The sequence below is a fragment of the Streptomyces sp. NPDC004539 genome (assembly GCF_040610055.1).
In the GTDB taxonomy this organism is placed as follows: Bacteria; Actinomycetota; Actinomycetes; order Streptomycetales; family Streptomycetaceae; genus Streptomyces.
Genome location: NZ_JBEXLS010000010.1, coordinates 292012 through 312290 on the forward strand (window position 1 = coordinate 292012; position 20279 = coordinate 312290).

14 protein-coding genes, 1 pseudogene and 1 riboswitch are annotated in these 20279 nt (G+C 72.7%); of the genes and pseudogenes, 6 read left to right on the forward strand and 9 right to left on the reverse strand.

What is annotated here, in order from left to right:
• Nucleotides 1–123: 123 nt before the first annotated feature.
• From ABZX85_RS22675 to lanKC, 3 genes and pseudogenes are all read right to left on the reverse strand, one after another.
• A pseudogene (locus tag ABZX85_RS22675) lies at nucleotides 124–1827 on the reverse strand (ABC transporter ATP-binding protein); the annotation flags it as partial.
• A 103-nt stretch (nucleotides 1828–1930) separates the two neighbouring features.
• Nucleotides 1931–2041: a SapB/AmfS family lanthipeptide gene (locus ABZX85_RS22680; RefSeq protein WP_355871366.1), complete on the reverse strand. Its 111-nt coding sequence runs from the start codon at nucleotides 2039–2041 to the stop codon at nucleotides 1931–1933.
• Between the two features lie 54 nt (nucleotides 2042–2095).
• Nucleotides 2096–4729: a class III lanthionine synthetase LanKC gene (lanKC, locus tag ABZX85_RS22685; RefSeq protein ID WP_355871369.1), complete on the reverse strand. Its 2634-nt coding sequence runs from the start codon at nucleotides 4727–4729 to the stop codon at nucleotides 2096–2098.
• Nucleotides 4730–4991: 262 nt separating this feature from the next.
• Between lanKC and ABZX85_RS22690 the strand changes: the two genes are divergently transcribed.
• On the forward strand, nucleotides 4992–7412 hold the full coding sequence (locus tag ABZX85_RS22690) for a SpoIIE family protein phosphatase (protein ID WP_355871371.1): 2421 nt from the start codon (nucleotides 4992–4994) through the stop codon (nucleotides 7410–7412).
• A gap of 25 nt (nucleotides 7413–7437) precedes the next feature.
• On the opposite strand, the gene ABZX85_RS22695 is transcribed toward ABZX85_RS22690, so the two are convergent.
• On the reverse strand, nucleotides 7438–8496 hold the full coding sequence (locus ABZX85_RS22695; protein WP_355871374.1) for an alpha/beta hydrolase-fold protein: 1059 nt from the start codon (nucleotides 8494–8496) through the stop codon (nucleotides 7438–7440).
• A 192-nt stretch (nucleotides 8497–8688) separates the two neighbouring features.
• Between ABZX85_RS22695 and ABZX85_RS22700 the strand changes: the two genes are divergently transcribed.
• Nucleotides 8689–10548, forward strand: coding sequence for an endoglycosylceramidase (locus ABZX85_RS22700; protein ID WP_355871377.1), 1860 nt, complete (start codon nucleotides 8689–8691; stop codon nucleotides 10546–10548).
• A gap of 52 nt (nucleotides 10549–10600) precedes the next feature.
• Here the strand turns inward: ABZX85_RS22700 and ABZX85_RS22705 are convergent, their stop codons facing one another.
• Nucleotides 10601–11845 carry a YncE family protein gene (locus ABZX85_RS22705; protein WP_355871380.1) on the reverse strand — a complete coding sequence of 415 codons (1245 nt, stop codon included), beginning with the start codon at nucleotides 11843–11845 and terminating at the stop codon, nucleotides 10601–10603.
• A gap of 168 nt (nucleotides 11846–12013) precedes the next feature.
• Here ABZX85_RS22705 and ABZX85_RS22710 point away from each other — a divergent pair, with 168 nt between their 5' ends.
• On the forward strand, nucleotides 12014–12667 hold the full coding sequence (locus tag ABZX85_RS22710; protein ID WP_355871383.1) for a TetR/AcrR family transcriptional regulator: 654 nt from the start codon (nucleotides 12014–12016) through the stop codon (nucleotides 12665–12667).
• Between the two features lie 18 nt (nucleotides 12668–12685).
• On the opposite strand, the gene ABZX85_RS22715 is transcribed toward ABZX85_RS22710, so the two are convergent.
• A complete protein-coding gene (locus ABZX85_RS22715; RefSeq protein WP_355871463.1) occupies nucleotides 12686–13897 on the reverse strand; it encodes a glycosyltransferase in 1212 nt (403 codons plus the stop codon).
• A 207-nt stretch (nucleotides 13898–14104) separates the two neighbouring features.
• Here ABZX85_RS22715 and ABZX85_RS22720 point away from each other — a divergent pair, with 207 nt between their 5' ends.
• Nucleotides 14105–16051 carry a ricin-type beta-trefoil lectin domain protein gene (locus ABZX85_RS22720; protein WP_355871386.1) on the forward strand — a complete coding sequence of 649 codons (1947 nt, stop codon included), beginning with the start codon at nucleotides 14105–14107 and terminating at the stop codon, nucleotides 16049–16051.
• 18 nt (nucleotides 16052–16069) lie between these two features.
• On the opposite strand, the gene ABZX85_RS22725 is transcribed toward ABZX85_RS22720, so the two are convergent.
• A complete protein-coding gene (locus ABZX85_RS22725) occupies nucleotides 16070–16909 on the reverse strand; it encodes a bifunctional 5,10-methylenetetrahydrofolate dehydrogenase/5,10-methenyltetrahydrofolate cyclohydrolase (RefSeq protein WP_355871389.1) in 840 nt (279 codons plus the stop codon).
• 30 nt (nucleotides 16910–16939) lie between these two features.
• Nucleotides 16940–17022, reverse strand: a riboswitch (ZMP/ZTP riboswitch).
• 50 nt (nucleotides 17023–17072) lie between these two features.
• Here ABZX85_RS22725 and ABZX85_RS22730 point away from each other — a divergent pair.
• A complete protein-coding gene (locus ABZX85_RS22730) occupies nucleotides 17073–18137 on the forward strand; it encodes a hypothetical protein (RefSeq protein ID WP_355871392.1) in 1065 nt (354 codons plus the stop codon).
• A gap of 3 nt (nucleotides 18138–18140) precedes the next feature.
• Here the strand turns inward: ABZX85_RS22730 and ABZX85_RS22735 are convergent, their stop codons facing one another.
• Complete coding sequence (locus ABZX85_RS22735; protein WP_355871395.1) at nucleotides 18141–18515, reverse strand: nuclear transport factor 2 family protein; 375 nt, start codon at nucleotides 18513–18515, stop codon at nucleotides 18141–18143.
• Nucleotides 18516–18681: 166 nt separating this feature from the next.
• Between ABZX85_RS22735 and ABZX85_RS22740 the strand changes: the two genes are divergently transcribed.
• Nucleotides 18682–18987 carry a hypothetical protein gene (locus ABZX85_RS22740; RefSeq protein WP_355871396.1) on the forward strand — a complete coding sequence of 102 codons (306 nt, stop codon included), beginning with the start codon at nucleotides 18682–18684 and terminating at the stop codon, nucleotides 18985–18987.
• Between the two features lie 134 nt (nucleotides 18988–19121).
• Here the strand turns inward: ABZX85_RS22740 and ABZX85_RS22745 are convergent, their stop codons facing one another.
• Nucleotides 19122–20279 (reverse strand): type III PLP-dependent enzyme, encoded by a 1158-nt coding sequence (locus ABZX85_RS22745; RefSeq protein WP_355871465.1) that lies wholly within the window; start codon nucleotides 20277–20279, stop codon nucleotides 19122–19124.

Here is a 20279-nt window from a genome sequence, read left to right on the forward strand (position 1 = left end):
CACGCCACCCCAGCCCTCCGCACTCCCCCCGGCGGCCTTCGCCCCGCCCCCCGGCGCCCCCACCTCACTGCCCCTCCCTCCCGCGTTCCCATCGGCCTCGCCTTCTCCACCGCCCCCGCCCCCTTCGTCCCCCTCCCCGAACAACCCCCGATACCCCGCCCACCTCCACAGCTCCCCATGCGTCCCCACCGCCCGAATCCGTCCGTTCTCCACCCACGCCACGGCGTCCGCGCGGGCGGCGGTGGTGGTGCGGTGGGTGATGAGGAGGCGGGTGGTGGGGGTGGCCGGGGAGAGGAGGGAGTCGGTGATGTGGTGTTCCGTGACGGTGTCGAGGCTGGAGAGGGCGTCGTCGAGGACGAGGAGGCGGGCGGGGCGGGCGAACGCGCGGGCGAGGCCGAGGCGTTGGGCCTCGCCGCCGGAGTGGGGGGCGTCGGCGCAGCGGGTGTCGTAGCCCTGGGGGAGCCGGGTGACGAAGGGGTGGGCGTGGGCCTTGCGGGCGGCCTCCTCCGCCCGCCCCCGGGACCGGTGCGGGAGGCCCAGTGTGATCGTGTCCTGGATCGTCGCCCCGAGGACCGCGGGCCGGTCGAACGCGCAGGAGACCGCCGCCCGCAGCTCCGCGCGGGTCAACGCCCGCAGCGGGACGCCGTCCAGCAGGACCTCCCCCTCCGCCGGGTCCGTTAGGCGTGCCGCGAGGGCCGCGAGGAGCGACTTGCCCGAACCGCTCCCGCCGACGACCGCGAGGGTCGTCCCGCCCGGTACGACGAGGTCGACGCCGTCCAGGACGATCCGCCCGCCCCGCGCGGCCCGTACCCCGCGCAGTTCCAGCCGTCCGGGCCCGGCGGGCAGCTGGCGGGTGCCGTGCGCGGGGGCCTCCTCGACGTGGACCTCGGCCAGCCGGCGCGCGGCGGCACGGGCCCGCACGAGCCCCGCGAGCTGCCCGGTGAGCACCCCCACCCCGGTTGCGAGGACCGCGTACCGGGACGCGGCGAGGACGTCACCGGGCGACAGCCGCCGCTCCGCGAGCAGCAGCCCGGCGACCGCGACCACCCCGAGCTGGAGCAGCGGCGCGACGGCGACGGCCTGCGCGGCGGCCCGCCCCTGCACCCGCCACATCCGGCGCCCCGCCTCGGACAGTTCGGGCAGCGGACGCAGGACACGCGTCGCGTCGCGCTCCGCCGTCCCGGCCGCCCGGATCGTCCGGGCCCCGGCCACGGCCTCGGCGAGCGCGGCGGCGATCCGCCCCTGGACCTCCTGGTACCGCACGACACACGCCGAGGTGTCCCGCGCGAGCACCCGCAGCACCAGCGCGAGCACGGGCGCCCCGGCGAGGAACACGACCGCCAGCCACGGATCGAGCACCCCCAGCGCTACGATCCCCCCGACTGGCCCGGCACACGCCGCGACGAGCGCGGCCCGCGCCGACGGAGACGTCCCCGCCTGCGCCCCGCTCCCCACGATCCGCGCCACGAGATCCCCCGCCCCGAACGGCGCCCGGGGCCCGAGCGCGAGCACGTGCCGGACGACGCCCCGCCGCAGGAACGCGGCCGTACGCCCGTCCACGGTCCCCGTCAGGACGCTCGCGCACCCGTCCAGGACCACCGTCACGGCCGTCAGCGCGACACACCACCCCACCCACCGTCCCGCGGGCTCCCCGGTCAGCAGCAGATCCAGCGCCCGCCCCAGCAGGGCCGGCAGCGCGAGCCCGGCCCCGGTCGCGGCCACGCTCACCAGGGCCAGTGCCGTACACCGCCCCCCGCTGTGCCGCAGCGCCCCCCTCAGCAGTCCCCGCGTCCGCGCGGTGACCTCCTCGTCGGCTCCCCCTCCCATCCGGACCTCCTTCCCGTACCGCACGACCCTGGGGGCCGGTCCCGAACGGGAGCGGCCCCCAGGGCTTAGCGCTGGTGACGACTGAGCGGTGTCGTCTCCCTGATCAGAGACAGAGCAGGACGCTCGCGGCGCTGATGCAGGACAGGAGGCTGACGGTGCTCACGCCGCCGGTGTACTCCTCGGACTCCATCGTCTGCAGGTCGAGCAGGGCCATGGTGTGCTCCTTTCGGGTTGTTTCCCGTCGATTCCCGTGGGGACGGGGGTGGGTTCACGGCTCCGTCGGATGAGGAGTCGTGCTCTGGGGCCGCCGGGAGGGCGGCGGGAGGAACGGCAGGTGGGCGGCGTCCGGCTCGTCGGCGAGGGCCGAGGCGAGCGCCAGCAGACAGCCGGCCGTTCCGGTGGCGAGGTCCATGGACAGGCGCATCATCTGGTGGCCCGGGAAGGCGAGCCGGCCCCGGTAGGGCATGGCGAGCCAGTCGAGCGCGTCGATCTGCGCGGTGAGGTGGCGCCGGTGGACGCCCGGGGCCGTCGTGCGCGCCAGGTGGAGGATCATTCCGGCGCGGCCCTGGAGGAGTCCGGGCTGGGCGTAGAAGCGGCAGGTGGCGGCGGTGACGATGCCCGCGCGGGCCCGTTCGAACGCGTCGTCGGGGGTATGCCCGAGATAGTCGTCCAGGACGAGTCCGAGACCGGCGCTGCCGTCGCCGAGATAGGGCATCGTCCGCCAGCCCTCGTCGACTTCGAGCGCCCCGCCCTCGCGGATCACGCACCCGTCGAGGTCCCGGCGCAGCGCGGTCGCCGCTGCCTCCAGCAGGGTCTTGTCACCGGTGCGTTCGAACTGCCGCAGCAGGAAGAGGGCGGGTCCGGTCGCGCCCCGCATGAGTCCGGCGCGCGGCCGGGGCGTGTCGGGGCGCGGTTCGGCGAGCCTGCTGACGAGGAGGCCGGCGGCCTCGGCGGCGTGCGCGTGCAGCCTGGACTCGCCGGTCAGGTCGGCGAGTCCGCCGAGCGCGAGACCGAGGCCCGCGAGGCCGCCGTGCAGGTCGGAGGAGAGCTTCTGCCAGCGTTCGCGCAGGATGCCGTCGACCAGGTCGAGGGCGCGCTCGTGGTGTCCGAGGAGCGCGAGGACGTGGGCGACGCCCGCGAGTCCGTCGTACAGGCCGAGCGGGGTGCCCGGGGGCGGTGGGGCCGTGCGGTCCAGGAGCCAGCGCTCGCCCTCCTCGTAGCGGTCGGCGCCCGCGGCCCGCAGGGCGTACAGGACGCCCGCCGCGCCGTGCGCGAGACCGAGGCCGCCGCCCTCCGAGAACTGGGCGATGTCCCCCGGGAAGAGCCGCTCGGCGCGGTCCGGGGTGGCCGAGGCGAGGATGCCCTCGACCATGGAGTCCCGGCTGTGCGGCCAGTCCGCCGGCGCGGGCCGGGCGGTGTCCGCCGGTCCGCGGCGCGCGCCGGTCCCGTCCCCTGTCGGGGCCGGCGCGCCGTACGAGGGGTCGCGGGTGATCTCCGCGACCGCCTCGGCCAGGAACTCGCGCGGCACACCGGGGAACTGCTCCCCGATCACCTGGGCGAGATGCGCCGCCTTGCCCCGGTCGACCACGAACAGCGTCGTCACCGGCAGGAACAGGGCGAGCCGCAGACAGGCGAGGGCGTACAGGTCGACGTCGATCCCCCGGCGGTCCGGCGGCGCGAAGAACCCGGGGTGCGCGACGACCTGCCGGCCGCCCGCCGAGACCGGCGCCGCCGCCTCGAAGTCCAGCAGGCTCACCTTCTCGTCCGGCCCGACCATGATGTTGAAGACGTGCAGGTCGTTGAAGACGATGCCGCGCGCGTGGACCGCGGCCACCGCCGCCGCCACCTTGCCGTGGACGCGCACCGCCCACTCCGTGTACGCGGCGACCTCCCCGGGGTCCGGGTCGGGCACCAGCAGCGGATGCCGTTCCGCGAAGAACGAGTTGAGGGGGCGGCCCTCCAGGAAGTCGATGACGAGGAACCGGTGCCCGCCCAGCTCGAACCAGTCCCGCACCTCCGGTACGACCCCGGTCCCGGCGACCGCCTGGAGCGCCCGCATCTCCCGCTCCAGCCGGGCGACCGCGTCGGCCCCGTCGGCGGCGAGCCCGGCGTGCGGCCGGCCCTCCTTGAGGACGACCTTCTCCCCGGTCCGCGTGTCGACGCCCTGGTAGACCCCGCCGCCGTTGGAGAAGTGCAGCGCCTTCTCGATCCGGTACGGCAGTTCGCCGACCGTCGTCGTGTTGCGGGCCGCGAGGTGCGGCTCCAGGAACTTCGGCAGCGTCACCCACTCCGGGACCTGGAACGACGGCGCCCTGCGGTCCGGGACGAGCGTGCCGGAGCCGTCGGTCACCGCCGGGACGAGCGAGCCGCGCTCGTCGACCACGAACCGCCGGGCGAACGCGCCGTAGCGGACGTACAGCGGGCCGTCGTACCAGCGCAGGTCGGTCAGGACGTACGGGCCCTCCAGGCCCTCCAGGAGGGCGCCGAGCTCGCGCAGCACCTCGTGCAGCTGCTCCTCGTCCGCCGGGTAGACGGTGACGAACTTGCCGCTGCCGTCGCGGCCCGCGTACTTCGTGTTGCGCAGGTGCAGCAGGTGCGGGCCGGGCACGAACTTGAACGGGACGCGGCGCGGCACGCAGTAGTCCCAGACGATGCCGGCGATCCGCTCGGCGTTCTCGCGGGTCGCCGAGCAGTGGATCTTCCATCCCTGCTCCGGGCCCTCGGCGGGCTGCGGGGTCAGGGCCAGCCAGTCGCCGACGCGCGCCGACTCCCAGCCCGCCGGCACCGGCCTGCGCGCCGTCGCGTACCACCCCGCGGACTCGTCCCGGCCGGCGCCCAGCCGGTCCGGCGTCTCGTAGAAGTGCGCGTCGGCCAGCGCGTAGACCTCGTACCGGTTGTCCATGCGTCCCGTCCCCCTCCGGGCCCTTGGTGGGCCGGCAACGAGATTTCCAGGGCGCGGGGGGTCGCCGACAGTCACGGCTGTCATGAGATGGACATGCGGAACGCACGGGTAAAGACATGTTCGGGGGGTTTCGATCCGTCCCGTCCGCCGGAGTGCGCCCCTCCGAACGGAACGGCCCGCTCCGGCCCCTGGGGAAGCCGTCGAGGCCCCCGAAGCGGTCTCAGGGGCTGCGCGAAGGCGGCGTAAGCGCTGTAATACGGACGTGGTGACTGAGGGAGGTGCGCGGCAGGGAGGGCGGGCGCCGCGTGCCGAAGTGGCCCTCAAGACCGTCGGGGCGCAGCCGCACTCGCCCGAACGGGTGAGGCGGACGCTGGAGCAGGCGCTCGTCTTCGCGGGCGCCTCCTGCGCCGCCGGCTACGCGCCCGGCGCCGACGGCCTGCTCTGCCTCGTCGACTCCGCGGGCGTGCCCCGCACCCTCTTCGGACTGCGCGAGACCTACCCGCCCGACGGGAACTCCCCGGTCGCCGTCGCCGTCCGCACCGGGCGGCCCGTCCGGCTCGGCCCCGGCGAGCTGGCCGACTGCGCGGAGGCGCGCCGGATGGCCGCCGGGGAGGTCCACCTGACGGCCGTGCCGGCGGCCGGCGGCTGTCTCGTGGCCGTCGGGGAGCGCCCCTTCGACGCCGACGACCGTGCCTGCCTGGACCTCGTCGCCGAGGCCCTGACCTGGCCCGCCCCGCCCACCGCCCCGCCCGACGAGGTGGGCGGCGACGGGTTCGCGCTCGCCATGGACACCGGCCGCGTCGAGGTCGGGGACCGGCTCCTGGAGCTGTTCGGGCTGGCCCGGGACCGGTTCGACGGACGCGTCGAGACCCTGCTCGGGCTCGCGGTCCCGGAGGACCTGCCCGCGCTGATGTCGGCCGTCGAGGCCGACCACATGTCCCTGGGCGACCGCGAGCTGGAGTTCCGGGTGATCGGGCCCGGCGGCACCCCCCGCTGGCTGCGGCTGCGCGGTCGGCTCACGCACTCCGAGGCGGGACGCCCGGCGCGGCTCGTCGGGACGATCGCCGACGCCGCCGCCGTCCGGCCCGAGGTCACCGACGTGGCCCGCGTGCAGCGCCTCGCCGCCGCCCTGTCCACCGCCGGGACCGTCCGCGACGTCAGCCACGCCGTCGTCTCCGCGCTGCGCGGCCCGCTGCGCGCCGACCGGATCGCCCTCGCGGAGCTGGAGGGGGAGCGGCTCGTCGTCACCGTCCTCGACCCGCCCTACCCCGAGTCCTGGCCCGAGCTGTGGCGCCTGGAGTGGCGCGGGGAGTGGCCGGACGCGCCGATGCGGTCCCTGCCGACGCTGGCCGCCGTACTGCGCGAGGGCCGGGTACGGATCTGGACCGCCGGGACCGCCCTGGAACCGGCGCTCGGCGAGCTGGGGCCGGGCGGGCTCGCGGTGCTGCCGCTGGCCGCCGCCGGGCGCACGGTCGGCGCCTGCCTCGTCGGCTGGAACGCCCCGCACGAGTTCGGCCCCGACGAGCGGGCCCTGCTCACCGCGTCCGCCGGGCTCGCCGGACAGGCCCTCACCCGCGCCCACGCCTTCGACGCCGAGCACGAACTCGTCGGCATGCTCCAGCGCCAGCTCCTGCCCCGCAGCCTGCCCCGCCTGCCAGGAGGCGTCGCCGTCGCCCGGTACCTGCCCGCGACGGCCGGCCTGGAGGTCGGCGGCGACTGGTACGACGTGATCCCGCTGCCCGACCACCACGTCGCGCTCGTCATCGGGGACGTCCAGGGCCACAGCACCGCCGCCGCGACCCTCATGGGACAGATGCGCACGGCGCTGCGCGCCTACTCCACCGAGGGCCACCCGCCGGACGTCGTCGTCGCCCACGCCAACCGGCTCCTCCTCGAACTGGAGACGGACCTCTTCGTGACCTGCGTGTACGTCGACGTCGACATGGAGTCCGGGACGGCCTGGTGCGTCCGCGCGGGCCACCCGCCGCCGGCCCTGCGTCACCCGGACGGCTCCACCGAGGTCGTCGAGGACGACGGGGGGCCGCCGCTGGGGGTCCTCACGCAGGCCGAGTTCCCGATGACGGCGCTGCGGCTGCGGCCCGGCACGGTCGTCGTCCTCACCACGGACGGCCTCGTCGAGTCCGCGACCGTCTCCCTGGACGACGGGTTCGACCGCCTGTGCGCGGGGCTCGCCGACGCCGACGCCGCCCACCTCGACCTGGTCGCCGACACGCTCCTCGCGGACGCGCACCGGGGGGACGACATCGCGCTGCTCCTGCTGCGCTACGACGGCATGGCCGTCCAGCCGCTGCGCGAGGGCTGGACCGTGTGGCGCGTCCCGGAGGCGGCCCGCCATGCCCGCCGCTTCACCCGCCGCACGCTCAGGAGCTGGGGCATCGCCGACACGGCCATGGACGGTGCCCTCCTCGCCGTCTCCGAACTGGTCACCAACGCCCTGGTCCACACGGACGGGCAGGTCCGCCTCGACATGACCCTCCTGGGCCGCCGGCTGCGCCTCGGGGTCACCGACACGTCCCCTCGCTCCCCGGTGAAGCCGACGGGGCTCGGCTGGGAGGCGACCGGCGGGCGGGGGATTCTGCTGGTGGAGGCCATGTCGGAGACGTGGGGGACGGTGCCGGTGAGCGGGGGGAAGCAGGTGTGGTGCGAGATGCTGCTGGGGTGAGAGCCGCTGCTGGGGTGAGGGTTTTTCAGCGGGGCGCCCTCAGCCACTGGCTCAGGAGGGTGAACGCCTCGGGGTACTCCGCCTTCCACGTGTTGTAGTTGTGGCCGCCGCTGCTCAGGAGCTGGGTGCGGATCTCCACCGGGGTGCCGGAGGCCGCCGCGACGAACTGTTCGATGGAGGAGGCGGGGCTCAGCCGGTCCTGGCGGGAGGTCGCGAGGAAGAAGCTGACGCGGGCCTTGGTGCCCTTGACCATGTGGGTGGGGGCGTTGCGGCGGCGGACGGCCGGGTCGGTGAGGACGGACGTGTCGCCGGTCAGGGGGTCGGGGTCCAGGGCGGCGCCGGCGCCGAACACCTTGGGGAACTGGAGGGGGAGCTTCACCGCGCAGAAACCGCCGGTCGAGTAGCCGGCCACCCCCCAGGCGCTGGGCCCGGAGAGGGTGCGGAACTTGGAGCGGACCAGGTCGGGGACGTCGGCCGAGAGCCAGGTCGCGACCTTGTGGCCCGGGAGGTCGCTGCAATCGGTGTCGACGCTGCCCGGGTTGACGACCGGCATCACGAGGATGAACGGGTGGACGGCGCGCTGCGCGAGGAGGTCCGCGAAGTCCCCCGGCATCCCGCCGTGCTCCAGCCAGGACTGCGGGGACCCCGGCACGCCGTGCAGCAGCATCAGCACCGGGAACCGCTTCGTGCGGTACGCGGCCTCGTCGTACTGCGGCGGCGTCCACACCAGGACCTGCCCGGACAGCATCGACCGCCTGCCCCGGAAGTACGTGTCGAGCACCCCGTCCTGCGTGCCCTTGCTGAACTTGGCGCGGTCGACGGGCGGCCCCGGCATGGTCAGGGCCGTGGTGTTGTCGGTGCCCATCAGGTCGTCCCAGGAGGCGTACAGGCCGTAGCTGTTGTTGATCCAGACGGCCACCACGGAGATCGCGGTCAGCTGGCACACCCCGATCATGACCGCCTGCACGGCCCACCGGACCACCCGGGGACCCCGCACCCTCGCCCACAACGCGATGGTCACCACCACCGCCAGCGCGGTCGACGCCACGAGAACGACGAAGAACGCCGTGCCGGTCAGCGACATGACCACCTCCTGATCCTTACCGGACAACTTTGCCACTTCTGTACCAAAGAGACGGGTCGGCGGCCGTTCATGTTCGCCATGGGAGGGTCAAGGATCTTCACGATCCGGAGAAGACGATCAGGTGGGACGCAAGAGGTGAAACTTACTCAGGAGTCATAAGTATTGACGCTGTCCGGAAAACGCCCGACTGTAATGAACATGCCGAATATCCGGGCACGTCTGCTCGCTGTTCTGGTTGTCCTCTGCGGATTCCTGGCGACGCTGGTCTCACCTGCCGGCGCCGCCGCCTCTGTCCCCGACTCCCTGTCGTTCGACGGCACCGCCCTCACCGTCGCGAACGGCCGCTTCGTCGACGGCACCGGCCGCGAGGTCGTGCTGCGCGGCTACAACGTCTCCGGCGAGACCAAGCTCGCCGAGAACAAGGGCCTGCCCTTCGCCTCCGTCGCCGACGCCAAGAAGTCCGCCACCGCGCTGCGCGCCCTCGGCGGCGGCAACTCCGTCCGCTTCCTCCTCTCCTGGGCCTACGCCGAACCGGTCAAGGGCCAGACCGACGCCACGTACCTCGCCGCCGCCACCGCCCAGATGGCCGCCTTCCTGGACGCCGGCATCCGCGTCTACCCCGACTTCCACCAGGACCTCTACTCCCGCTACCTCTTCAACACCGGCAGCTGGTACACCGGCGACGGCGCCCCCAAGTGGGCCGTGGACCTGGGCGGTTACCCCCAGGAATCCTGCGGCATCTGCTTCATGTGGGGCCAGAACATCACCCAGAACAACGCCGTCAAGGCCGCCCAGTACGACTTCTGGCACAACAACTACGGCCTCCAGGACAGCTTCCTCGCGACCGCCCAGAAGGTCATGGCGTACGTGAAGCAGAACCTCACGACGGAGCAGTTCACCGGCGTCCTCGGCTTCGACCCCTACAACGAGCCCTACGCCGGCACCTACGACTCCGGCCAGAACAGCCGCAGTTGGGAGCAGAACCTGCTCTGGCCGTTCTACGTCAAGTTCCGCGCCCGCATGGACGCGGCCGGCTGGCAGGACAAGCCCGCCCTCGTCGAACCCAACCTCTTCTGGAACGGCAACGTCTCCAAGGAGGAGGGCGGCCTCCTCGACGCCGGCGCCATCGGCACCCGCTACGTCTTCAACACCCACTTCTACGACCAGAAGGCCATCTCCGGCATCCTGATGTGGGGCAACGCCTCCGACGGCCAGTACGTCACCGACTACGGCACGATCCGCGACCGCGCGACGGCCCTCGGCACCACCGCCGTCGTCAGCGAGTACGGCCACCCCCTGTCCGGCAGCGTCGCGGGCAAGGCGCCGACCGTCCTCAAGGCCATGTACCAGGCCATGGACTCCCGGGTGAAGGGCGCGGGCTGGTGGTCCACGCCCGCGGGTTCGGGCTCCGTCCTGTCCGGCCAGCAGTGGCAGTGGGACATCTACAACGGCCGCCACCGCGAGTACATGAACGCCAACCCCGACAAACTCCTCACCACCGGCGACGCCTGGAACGACGAGGACCTCTCCGCCGTACGCCTCGACGACTCCGGGGTGGCGGTGCTCCGGCAGGACGCCCGGCTGCTCGACCGGATCTACCCGAGCGCCACGTCCGGTACGACGCTCGCCTTCACCTACGAGGACCGCTCCCGGGACGGCTCGACCGTCCTGACCTGGAACCCGGTACCGAGCTCCCTGCCGAACGTGTCGGCGCTCGTCGGCTCGGGCCAGTACGGCGTGCAGGTGTGGCGCTCCAACGGGGGCTCCGCGCCCACCGAGCTGCATCTCCCGGCGTCCTTCCCGACGGCGACGACGACCGTCGTCTCCGACCTCGGGACGGTGTACGGGCCGCCCGCCTACAGCGCCTCCACGAAGATCGGGGCCGCCGTCGAGCCCGGCGGGACGGGCAGCCGCCGACTGCTGCTGAGCACCGCCGACTCGGGCACCCTGCACTACGCGCTGGTCACCAACGGGGCGACCTCACCGTCCGCCTCGGTGCTGGCGGCGGCGCGTACGGAGCTGGCCAACTGGGTCGCACAGAAGTTCAGTTGAGCAGAGAGCCGCGCCCTTCCCCGGACATGGGGAGGGGCGCGGCTTCACGCGGTCAGGACGGGCTCGTCCACGTGGTGGCGACGTGTCCGAGCCGGACGCGCTGCGGGTGGTCGCCGACCGGGACCGACGTCAGTTTCTGGCCGGTCGCGAAGTCGATCGCCGTGACCTGGTCGGCGCCGCTCTCCGAGACGATGCACGCCTTGCCGTCGCCGCTGACCGTCGCCCAGTAGGGCTTGGAGGCGGTGACCAGCGGGCCCTCCTGGAGGGTCGTGCGGTTCACGACGGTCGTGTAGTCGTCCATCGTGCCCGCGACGCACAGCTTGCTGCCGTCCGGGCTCATCGAGATGCCGTGGTGGCGGGAGTCGTTGACGAAGGTCGTGCGCTCGTCGCTGGTCGCCGGGTTCTTCGGGAGGGTCTTCGTCCGGGTGATGCGGTCGGTCGCGAGGTCGTACTCGAAGAAGCCGTTGAAGAACGACACCTGGAAGTACAGCTTCGACTCGTCCGGCGAGAACACCGCCGGGCGGACCGCGTCCGAGAAGTCGGTCAGGCCGATCGCGTCCAGCTTCGGGCGCATGTCGATGACCTTGACCTGCTGGTACGTGGTCGCGTCGACGACCGTGATGCGCCGGTCGCCCTTCGTCCAGTCCAGCCAGGGCGCGTCGAGGTCCGTGTTCACGTCCCCGATCGCCATGTTGTAGATGTACTTGCCGTCCTTGGTGAAGATGTTCTCGTGCGGCTTGTCGCCGGTCGTGAACTTCCCCAGCTGGCGGCCCGTGACGATGTCCAGGACGTGGACGGTGTTGGAGGTCGAGGCGGAGACCGCGACGCGCGTGCCGTCGGGGGAGACCGCCATGTGGTCCGAGCGGTAACCCGACACCGGGAAACGCCAGTTGATCGCCCCGGTGGCCAGGTCGATCGAGACGACGTCCGCGAAGCTCGGGCGGGAGACGACCACCGACGACCCGTCGGGCGTGGTGTACATGTCGTCCACGAACTGGTCGTGGCCCTCGCCGACGCCGTTGCGGATCGCGGTGAAGTAGATCCACTTGATGGGGTCGGCCTGGATCTCGGCCATCCGCTGGGCCTTGTCCGGGATGACGTCGATACGGCCGATCTTCGCGTAGTCGCCCGTCGACTTGATGACGTCGGCGGTCCCGTCCCAGTTGTTCCCGACGAACAGGACCTCGCGCAGGGCCGCCGCGTCCGGGGCGGCGTGCACGGAGGCGGCGGGGACGGCGAAGGTGAGGGTCAGGGCGGCGGCGAGTGTGCACAGGTGCCTGGATCTGACAGCAGGCATGGGGGGTGTTCCCTCCTTCGAGGGCGTTGACGTGGGTGAACACGGCTCCGCCAGGTCTGAAGACGTGCGGGTTCAGACCTGACTTACTGGAAAGTAAGGAGGGGGCGGGGTTCGCCACAAGACTGTGGACACGACAAAATTGGCCACAGGTACGGACGAGGAGGACCAGTGGCGGGCAGGCTCAAGGGGCCGACCGGCCGGTACGGCGGAAAGAGCGCGGAGGAACGGCAGGCGGAGCGGCGTCGGCGGTTCCTGGCCGCCGCGCTGGAGCTGTTCGGCGGGTCGCCCGGCTACCGGGGCACCACGGTCGCCGCGCTCAGCGAGGCCGCGGGCCTGTCCACCCGCCAGTTCTACGAGGAGTTCCGCACGCTGGAGGACGTCCTCGCCGCGCTCCACCTCCAGGTCAACGACTGGGCCGAGGAAGCGGTCCTGGACACGTTCGCCGCGGTCGACAGCCTGCCCCTCGTCGAGCGGGTCACCGCGATCTTCCGTGCGTACGCGCGCAATGTCACCGCCGATCCCCGGCGTATCCGCATCACCTTCGTCGAGATCGTGGGGGTCAGCCCTCGCCTTGAGTCCCAGCGGCTCGCACGGCGGGCCCGGTGGATCGACCTGATCGTCGCGGAGGCGACGGCCGCGGCGGCTCGGGGGGAGGCGGTCGACCGTGACTACCGGCTCGCGGCCACGGCGTTCATCGGGAGTGTGAACGGGCTGCTGCACGACTGGAGCGCGGGGTGGGTGGAGGCGGGGCTGGACGAGGTGGTGGACGAGCTGGTGAGGCAGTTGCTGGGGATTCTGCGGCCGGTGGGGGAGTGGGGGTAGTGGTTCGGGTGCGGCTCTTCAGTCGAGTCGGCCCACCGCATCTACCACCCTCGCCACTCCGTCCTCCTTCCGCACCTGTTCCCCCAACTCCCTTGCCCGCTCGGTGAATCCCGCTTCCCCGGTTGCCCGTCGCAGTGCTGTCGCCAGTCTCTCGGCCGTCAGCCTGCGCAGCGTGAGTGCCTCCGGGGCCACCCCGAGTGAGACCAGGCGGCTCGCCCAGAAACCCTCGTCGAACTGGATGGGGACCGGGACCGACGGGACTCCGGCGCGGATGCCGGCGGCTGTCGTGCCCGCTCCGCAGTGGTGGACGACCGCCGCCATGTTGGGGAACAGGAGGGAGTGCGGGACGTCGTCGATCGTCAGGATGTTCTCGTCGTCCGCCGAGAGGTCGGCCCAGCCGCGCTGGATGACGCCGCGCAGGCCCGCGAGGCGCAGGGCGCGGGCGATCTCGGCGCTCAGGCCCGCGGGGTCGGGGACGGTGGCGCTGCCGAGGCCGATGAAGACGGGAGGGGGACCGGCGTCGAGGAAGTCCTGGACGTGCGGAGGGAGCCGGGTGGCCGTGTCGTACGGCCACCAGTAGCCGGTGACGTCGAGGCCGGGGCGCCAGTCGGTGGGGCGGGGGACGACGTGGGGGCTGAAGCCGTGGAGCATGGGGCGGCGGGGGCGTCGTAGGCGGCGCGGGGGCCGGGGGACGCCCAGCTCGGCGCGGACCGCGGGGAGCGCGGGGGCGAAGACGTGGTCGACGGAGCGGTCGACGACGTGGCCGAGGAGGAGGTTGAGGTGGGGGCCGAGGGAGCCGGTGCCCAGCATGGGCGGGGCGAAGTGGCGGGTGGCGGTGATCGGCTGGAGGGGGAGATCCAGCGCGGGCAGGTCGAGCGCCTCGGCGACGACGTGGCCCAGCGGGGACAGCGACGCCGACAGCAGGAGGACGTCGCTCTCGCGGGCCGCCGCGACGACGTCGTACGCCATCTCGGCGACCAGGGAACGTGCCAGGCCCACCACGCGGGCGAGTTTGCCGAGGCCGCTGGTGCTGTGGTGCAGGGCCTTGCCGCGCGTGGACTCGAGCTCGGCGCGGGGGTCCACGGGGAGGGGGTGGAAGGCGACGCCGGAACCGGCGACGAGGGGCTCGAAACGGGCGTGGGTCACCAGGGTGACCTCGTGTCCGGCGCCCGCCAGGGCGTGCCCGACGCCGGTGAAGGGGGCCACGTCACCCCGGGAACCCGCTGTCATGATCGCGACTCGCACGACGGACAGTATGGCGGCGGGAACCCCGGCAGGGGGTGAACGACCCTTGGGAAACAGCCAGTTCACTCCTGTCGCAGGCGTTGACTTCGGCAGGTGCCGGTTCTAGTTTCGGCGCGCAGCATGTTCGGTTCTCCGATCTTCGTTCGAAATATCGGATGAGCCGCTGCGTCCCCCCGACCCTTACGGAGCCGCATGTACCCCCGTTTCCTGCGCCGGTGCAGAGCCACCGCCGTCCGCGCCGTGGCCCTCGCCGTGACCGCGTCGGCCGCCCTCGTGTTCGCCCAGCCGACCCCCGCCCAGGCCGCCACCTCGCGGCAGATCGCCGTACCGTCCGCGCCGATGGGCTGGGCCTCCTGGAACAGCTTCGCCGCGAAGATCGACTACAGCGTGATCAAGCAGCAGGTCGACGCGTTCGTGGCGTCCGGACTGCCGGCCGCCGGGTACGACCACGTCAACATCGACGAGGGCTGGTGGCAGGGCACGCGGGACGCGGCCGGGAACATCACCGTCGACGAGTCCGAGTGGCCCGGCGGGATGGCCGCGATCGCCGACTACATCCACGGCAAGGGCCTCAAGGCGGGCATCTACACCGACGCCGGGAAGGACGGCTGCGGCTACTACTACCCGACCGGCCGCCCCGCCGCCCCCGGCTCCGGCAGCGAGGGCCACTACGACCAGGACATGCTCCAGTTCTCCAAGTGGGGCTTCGACTTCGTCAAGGTCGACTGGTGCGGCGGCGACGCCGAGGGCCTCGACCCGGCGACGACGTACCAGTCCATCAGCGACGCGATCACCCGCGCGACGGCCGCCACCGGCCGCCCGATGACGCTGTCGCTGTGCAACTGGGGCCGCAAGAACCCCTGGAACTGGGCCCCGGGCCAGGGCGCGATGTGGCGCACCAACGACGACATCATCATCTACGGCAACAAGCCGTCCATGACGAACCTGCTGACCAACTTCGACCGGAACCTGCACCCCACCGCGCAGCACACCGGCTACTACAACGACGCGGACATGCTGATGGTCGGCATGGACGGCTTCACCGCCGCCCAGAACCGCACCCACATGAACCTGTGGGCGATCTCCGGAGCCCCCCTCCTGGCCGGCAACAACCTCTCCACGATGACGACGGAGACGGCGAACATCCTCAAGAACCCCGAGGTCGTCGCCGTCGACCAGGACCCGCGCGGCCTCCAGGGCGTCAAGGTCTCCGAGGACACGACCGGGCTCCAGGCGTACGGCAAGGTCCTCGCCGGCACCGGGAACCGCGCGGTCGTCCTCCTCAACCGCACCTCCGCCGCCGCGAACATCTCCGTCCGCTGGTCCGACCTCGGCCTCACCGACGCCTCCGCGACCGTCCGCGACCTGTGGACGCGCTCGAACATCGGCGGCTACACCGGGAGTTACACGGCGAGCGTCCCGGCGGGCGGCTCCGTCATGCTGACCGTCACCGGCGGCACCGAGGCCGCGTCGAGCACCTACACCGGCACGTCGTCCTTCTCCGGTGTCACCGCCGGCTCGGGCGGCGTGAAGGTCGTCGACGTCGCCTACACCAACAACACCTCCGCCGCCCGCACGGCCACCCTCGGCGTCAACGGCCAGCACACCACGGCCGTCTCCTTCCCGCCGACCGGCGCCTCCCAGGGCACGGTCAGCCTCCAGGTCTCCCTGGCCAAGGGCTCCGCCAACACGCTCACCTTCACCGGCGCCCCGACCCTCGCCGACATCACCGTCCGCCCGCTGCCCGGCACCAACGGCACCGAGGTGATCGGCACCCAGTCCGGCCGCTGTCTCGACATCGACGACAGCACGATCGGCAACGGCACCCAGGCCCAGCTCTGGGACTGCAACGCGGGCCAGAACCAGACCTGGACCTACACCTCCCGCAAGGAACTCGTCGTCTACGGCAACAAGTGCCTCGACGCCTACAACCAGGGCGCCACCAACGGCACCAAGGTCGTCATCTGGGACTGCAACGGCCAGAACAACCAGAAGTGGAACGTCAACTCGGACGGCACGATCACCAACGTGAACGCCGGGATCTGCCTCGACGCCTACAACGCGGCGACTGCCAACGGCGCGCAGCTGGTGCTGTGGGCCTGCAACGGGCAGAGCAACCAGAAGTGGACGCGCAACTGAACCACCCTGTCCCGCCGGTCAGTTCGACCGGCGGGACAACTGCTGTTCGGCCGCCGTGACCGTCTGCTCCAGCAGCACGGAGATCGTCATCGGGCCGACCCCGCCGGGCACCGGCGTGATCAGGGAGGCCCGCTCGACGGCCGACGCGAAGTCGACGTCACCGACGTTCCCCGGGTTGTAGCCCGCGTCGACCACCACCGCGCCCGGCTTGAGGTCCCGGCCCTGGACGAGCCGGGGCCGCCCGACCGCCGCCACCACGATGTCCGCCTCCCGGAGAACCCCGGGGAGATCACGCGTCCGCGAATGGCAGTACGTGACCGTCGCGTCCCGCGCCAGCAGCAGCATCCCGACAGGCTTGCCCAGAATGGCACTCCGGCCCACCACCACCGCCCGCTTCCCCGCCGGGTCCACCCCGTACTCGTCCAGCAGCCGCACGATCCCGCCCGGCGTGCACGACACGAACCCCGGCAGCCCGAAACTCATCGCCGCGAACGACGCGAAGGTGACCCCGTCGACATCCTTCTCCGGCGCGATCGCCTCGAACGCCGCGCGCTCGTCGATGTGTTCGCCCATCGGATGCTGGAGGAGGATGCCGTGCACACCGGGGTCCTCGGACAACTCGCTGATCTTCGCGACGAGTTCGGCGGTAGACGTCTCCGCCGGCAGCGCCACGTACCGCGACTCGATCCCCGCCGCCCGGCACCGGTTGCGCTTCATCCGCACGTACGTCACCGACGCCGGGTCCTCCCCGACCAGCACGGTCGCCAGGCAGGGCGCGGAAGGCAACTGTGCCGCACGCTTCGCCACATCCTCGACAATCCTCGCGGCGAGCGCCGTACCGTCCATCAACTGGGCCATCTGCCAAACTCCTTGAGCGATCGACTACACGGTCGTCGCCCAGGCGCGCGGCATCCCCATCCCGAGCCGCTCCCCGGTGGTACCCCACCTCAGCGCCAGTCACGGCTCGGGGCCAGGGTAAACCAGTTGGCGGGCGGGGGGTGGGGGGCGAGGATGCGGAGTGATGGATGTCTTCGTGTGCGAGGGGTGCGGGGCCGAGTTGACGGGGCCTGTGGAGGAGGGGGTGCTGCCGGTGCATGCGCGGCAGCGGGTGGGACACGACCTGCTCCCCGCGCTCATGGACCCCGGCACCTACGCCGTCGACCCCGAGCCGTTCGGGGCACCCTGGCGGCCGTGGGCCGAGCTGGGGCCCGAAGAGGCCGCGGAACGCGGGGTGTTCGCGCCGGTGCCCGCCCTCTCGGACGGACCCGTGGGGACGGTGGTCCTGGCGCCGGGGGACGTCCGGGGGACGGTGCTCATCCCCGACCGGTGCGACGGGTACTGCCTGGGCGTGGACGGGCGGGACGGGCCGAACCTGGCCTGCGAGACCTGCGGGCGGGCGGTGGCCACGCGGATCGACGACTGTGCGCTCTGGCAGGCCGTGCGGCTGGCACCGGGCGAGGTGCGGCGGGTGCCGGGTGCCGGGCGGGTGGAGGCGGGCTGGGACGCCCTCGCGGCGGAGTACGCGTGCGTGCCGCTGATCGAGCCCTCCCGGACCTGGAACGCGGGCGGGGACGTGTTCGACGAGTGGTGGAGTCCTCGGTGGGAGGCCGCGGTCGGGGCGGCGCTGGTCGATCTGCTGGTCGCGGCAGGGGGAGAGCGCGTCGGGTTTCCCGGGGGCGGGCTTCTTGCGGAGCTCTTCGGGTGGGCGCTCGGGCGGCTCCTTCCGGCCGGTCCGCCGACGCGCACCGTGGGACTCGCCGGGCCGGGGGTCGACTCCGGTGCCGACATCGTCGTCGTGCCCAGGCATCCGCGCACCGGAGAGGTGTGGAGGCCCAGGCGGGCGGCTGAGGTGGTGCCGCTCGACGCGCGGATGTGGCTGTACCCGGCGCTGGGGATCGTCGGGCGGGAGTCCCTGCCGGTTCCGGTGAGCGGCGGGATGCCGGAGGGCGTGCGGTGGGACCACCCGGTGTCGGAACGGCTCACCCACGCCTTCCGCCCTGATCGGGAGGTGTTCCTGCACCATCTCGCACGCCACCCCGCCGTCCGGGAACCTTGGCTGCGGGCGGTCTGCGACCGGGGGTTCTGAACGTCAGCCCTGCGGCTCCTCGTCCCACGCCTGGATCATCGTCTGCCGGACGATCTTCCCGTCCCGCAGTGAGACCGCGGACTCCGAGAGGACGCGGGTGCCGTCGGCGTAGCGGCAGGATTCGGTGTAGGCGAGTTCGTCGCCCTGGACGACGCAGTGCTCCAGTTTGTGGGTCATGTCGCGGCTGTAGACGTCGTCGAGCATGCGGGCGATCTCGTCGCGGCCGTGGAGGACGAGGGGGTGGCTGGGCTGGGTGTTGTGGTCGACGACACGGATCTCGGCGTCGTCGGCGTACAGGGACAGCAGGGTGGCGGAGCCGGTCGACTCCTCGATGCCTCTGCGGAGCGTCTCGGTGTCGAAGGTGGTCGCGGTGCCCATGGTGATGACCTCCTGGGAGGGCCGCGGGCCGAGACGGGGACGGGCCGTAGGGCCCCCACTTCTACGAGCCTCCTCCGCCTGGCCGCCCCCGGCAAGCGCTCAGCCTGTCGGGTGAGCGCCGCTCACCACCCGTTACCGGTCGGGTGCCCGGCGCGTTCCTGAGGGCATGATCTCCACTCGACGCATGCTTGCCGCCGCCGCTATCGCCGCCGGTGTCGCCGGCCTCGCCGCCCCGATGGCGAGCGCTGCGGACGCCGCCCCGGCCGACGGCAAGCTCAACCCGTTCGCCCTCCTCGACGACCTCGCGATGAGCGACATCCCCGCCGAGCACCAGGACCAGATGCCGCGCGTGTCCAGCCAGGTCAGCGAGGTGAAGAAGCTCGGCGGCATTCCGAACGAGCTCGGCCAGCTGCACCAGCTCACCGACCTCGCCGCCCCCGTCACGGGGCTGCTCCCGGCCATCGAGCGCTGAGCGGACCCGACCCCAGGGGCAAGGCCAGGGCCAGGGCACGAGGGCCGTCCGGAGAGACTTCCGGGCGGCCCTCCGCCGTGCCCGACGCCTGTACGAGGCCCGGCGCCCCGCCGCGCCGGACGCCTTCGCCGTGCTCAGCGCAGATACCGGAACCCCGGCCGCGGATGCATCAGGAACTCGTGGTGGGAGATGTTCCACGCGTACGCCCCGGCCATCGAGAACGCGACCCGGTCCCCGGCCCGCAGCCCGCCCGCCGGCACCCTCCGGGCCAGCAGATCCTTCGGCGTGCACAACTGACCGGCCAGCGTGACGAGTTCACCCTCCGCCGCCGCCCGGGGCCACGGATACGCCCACTCCTCGACCGGCAGTACCGAACACGGCTGATCGTGCCCCTTCGTCGCCGGGGTGCGCAGATGGTGCGTCCCGCCCCGGACGACCGCGAACTCCTCCCCGTGACTGCGCTTCACGTCCAGCACCTCCGTGACGTACCACCCGCAGTACGCGGTGAGCGCCCGCCCCGGCTCGATCCGCAGCGTCAACTCCGGGTGCGCGTCGGTGATCCGGGCCAGCCCCTCCCCGTACGCCCGCCAGTCGAACCGCCGCGAGGGATCGCCGTAGTCGACGGACATCCCGCCCCCCACGTTCACCTCGGCCACCGGCACCCCAAGCCCCGTGGCCCACCCGACCACGGCCCGCGCGACCGCGACCTGCGTTGGGGCCTCCAGCCCGCTGGCCAAGTGCGCGTGGACGCCGACGAGTTCGAGACTCCCGTACGCCCCCGAGGCGAGCCGCCGGGCGACGGACGCCGCCCGCTCCGGGTCCATCCCGAACGGCGTCGGCCGCCCGCCCATCGCGAGCTGACTGCCCGTCAACGCGCCGTCCGGCACGGCGAGGTTGACCCGGACCAGCACCGACACCCGCCGCCCGCCCGCGAGTTCGGCGAGCATCCGCAGCTCCCCCTCGCTCTCCACATGGAACCGCTCGACCCCGGCGTCCAGCGCCCCGGCCACCTCGTCCGGCGTCTTTCCCGGCCCCCCGAACGCCAGCGGCCGACCCGGCACCGCCCGCGCCACATGGGCGAGTTCACCCCCGGACGACACCTCGTACCCGTCGACGTACGGCCCCAGCGTCCCGAGGATCTCCGCGTCCGGATTCGCCTTGGCCGCGTAGTAGATCTCGACGGGCGACGGCAACGCGGCCCGGACGGCGGCGGCATGCTCCCGGAGCGCCGCCAAGTCGTACACGTACGAGGGGAGTTCGGCGGCGGGCAGGGTCAGTGCGTACGCGTGCAC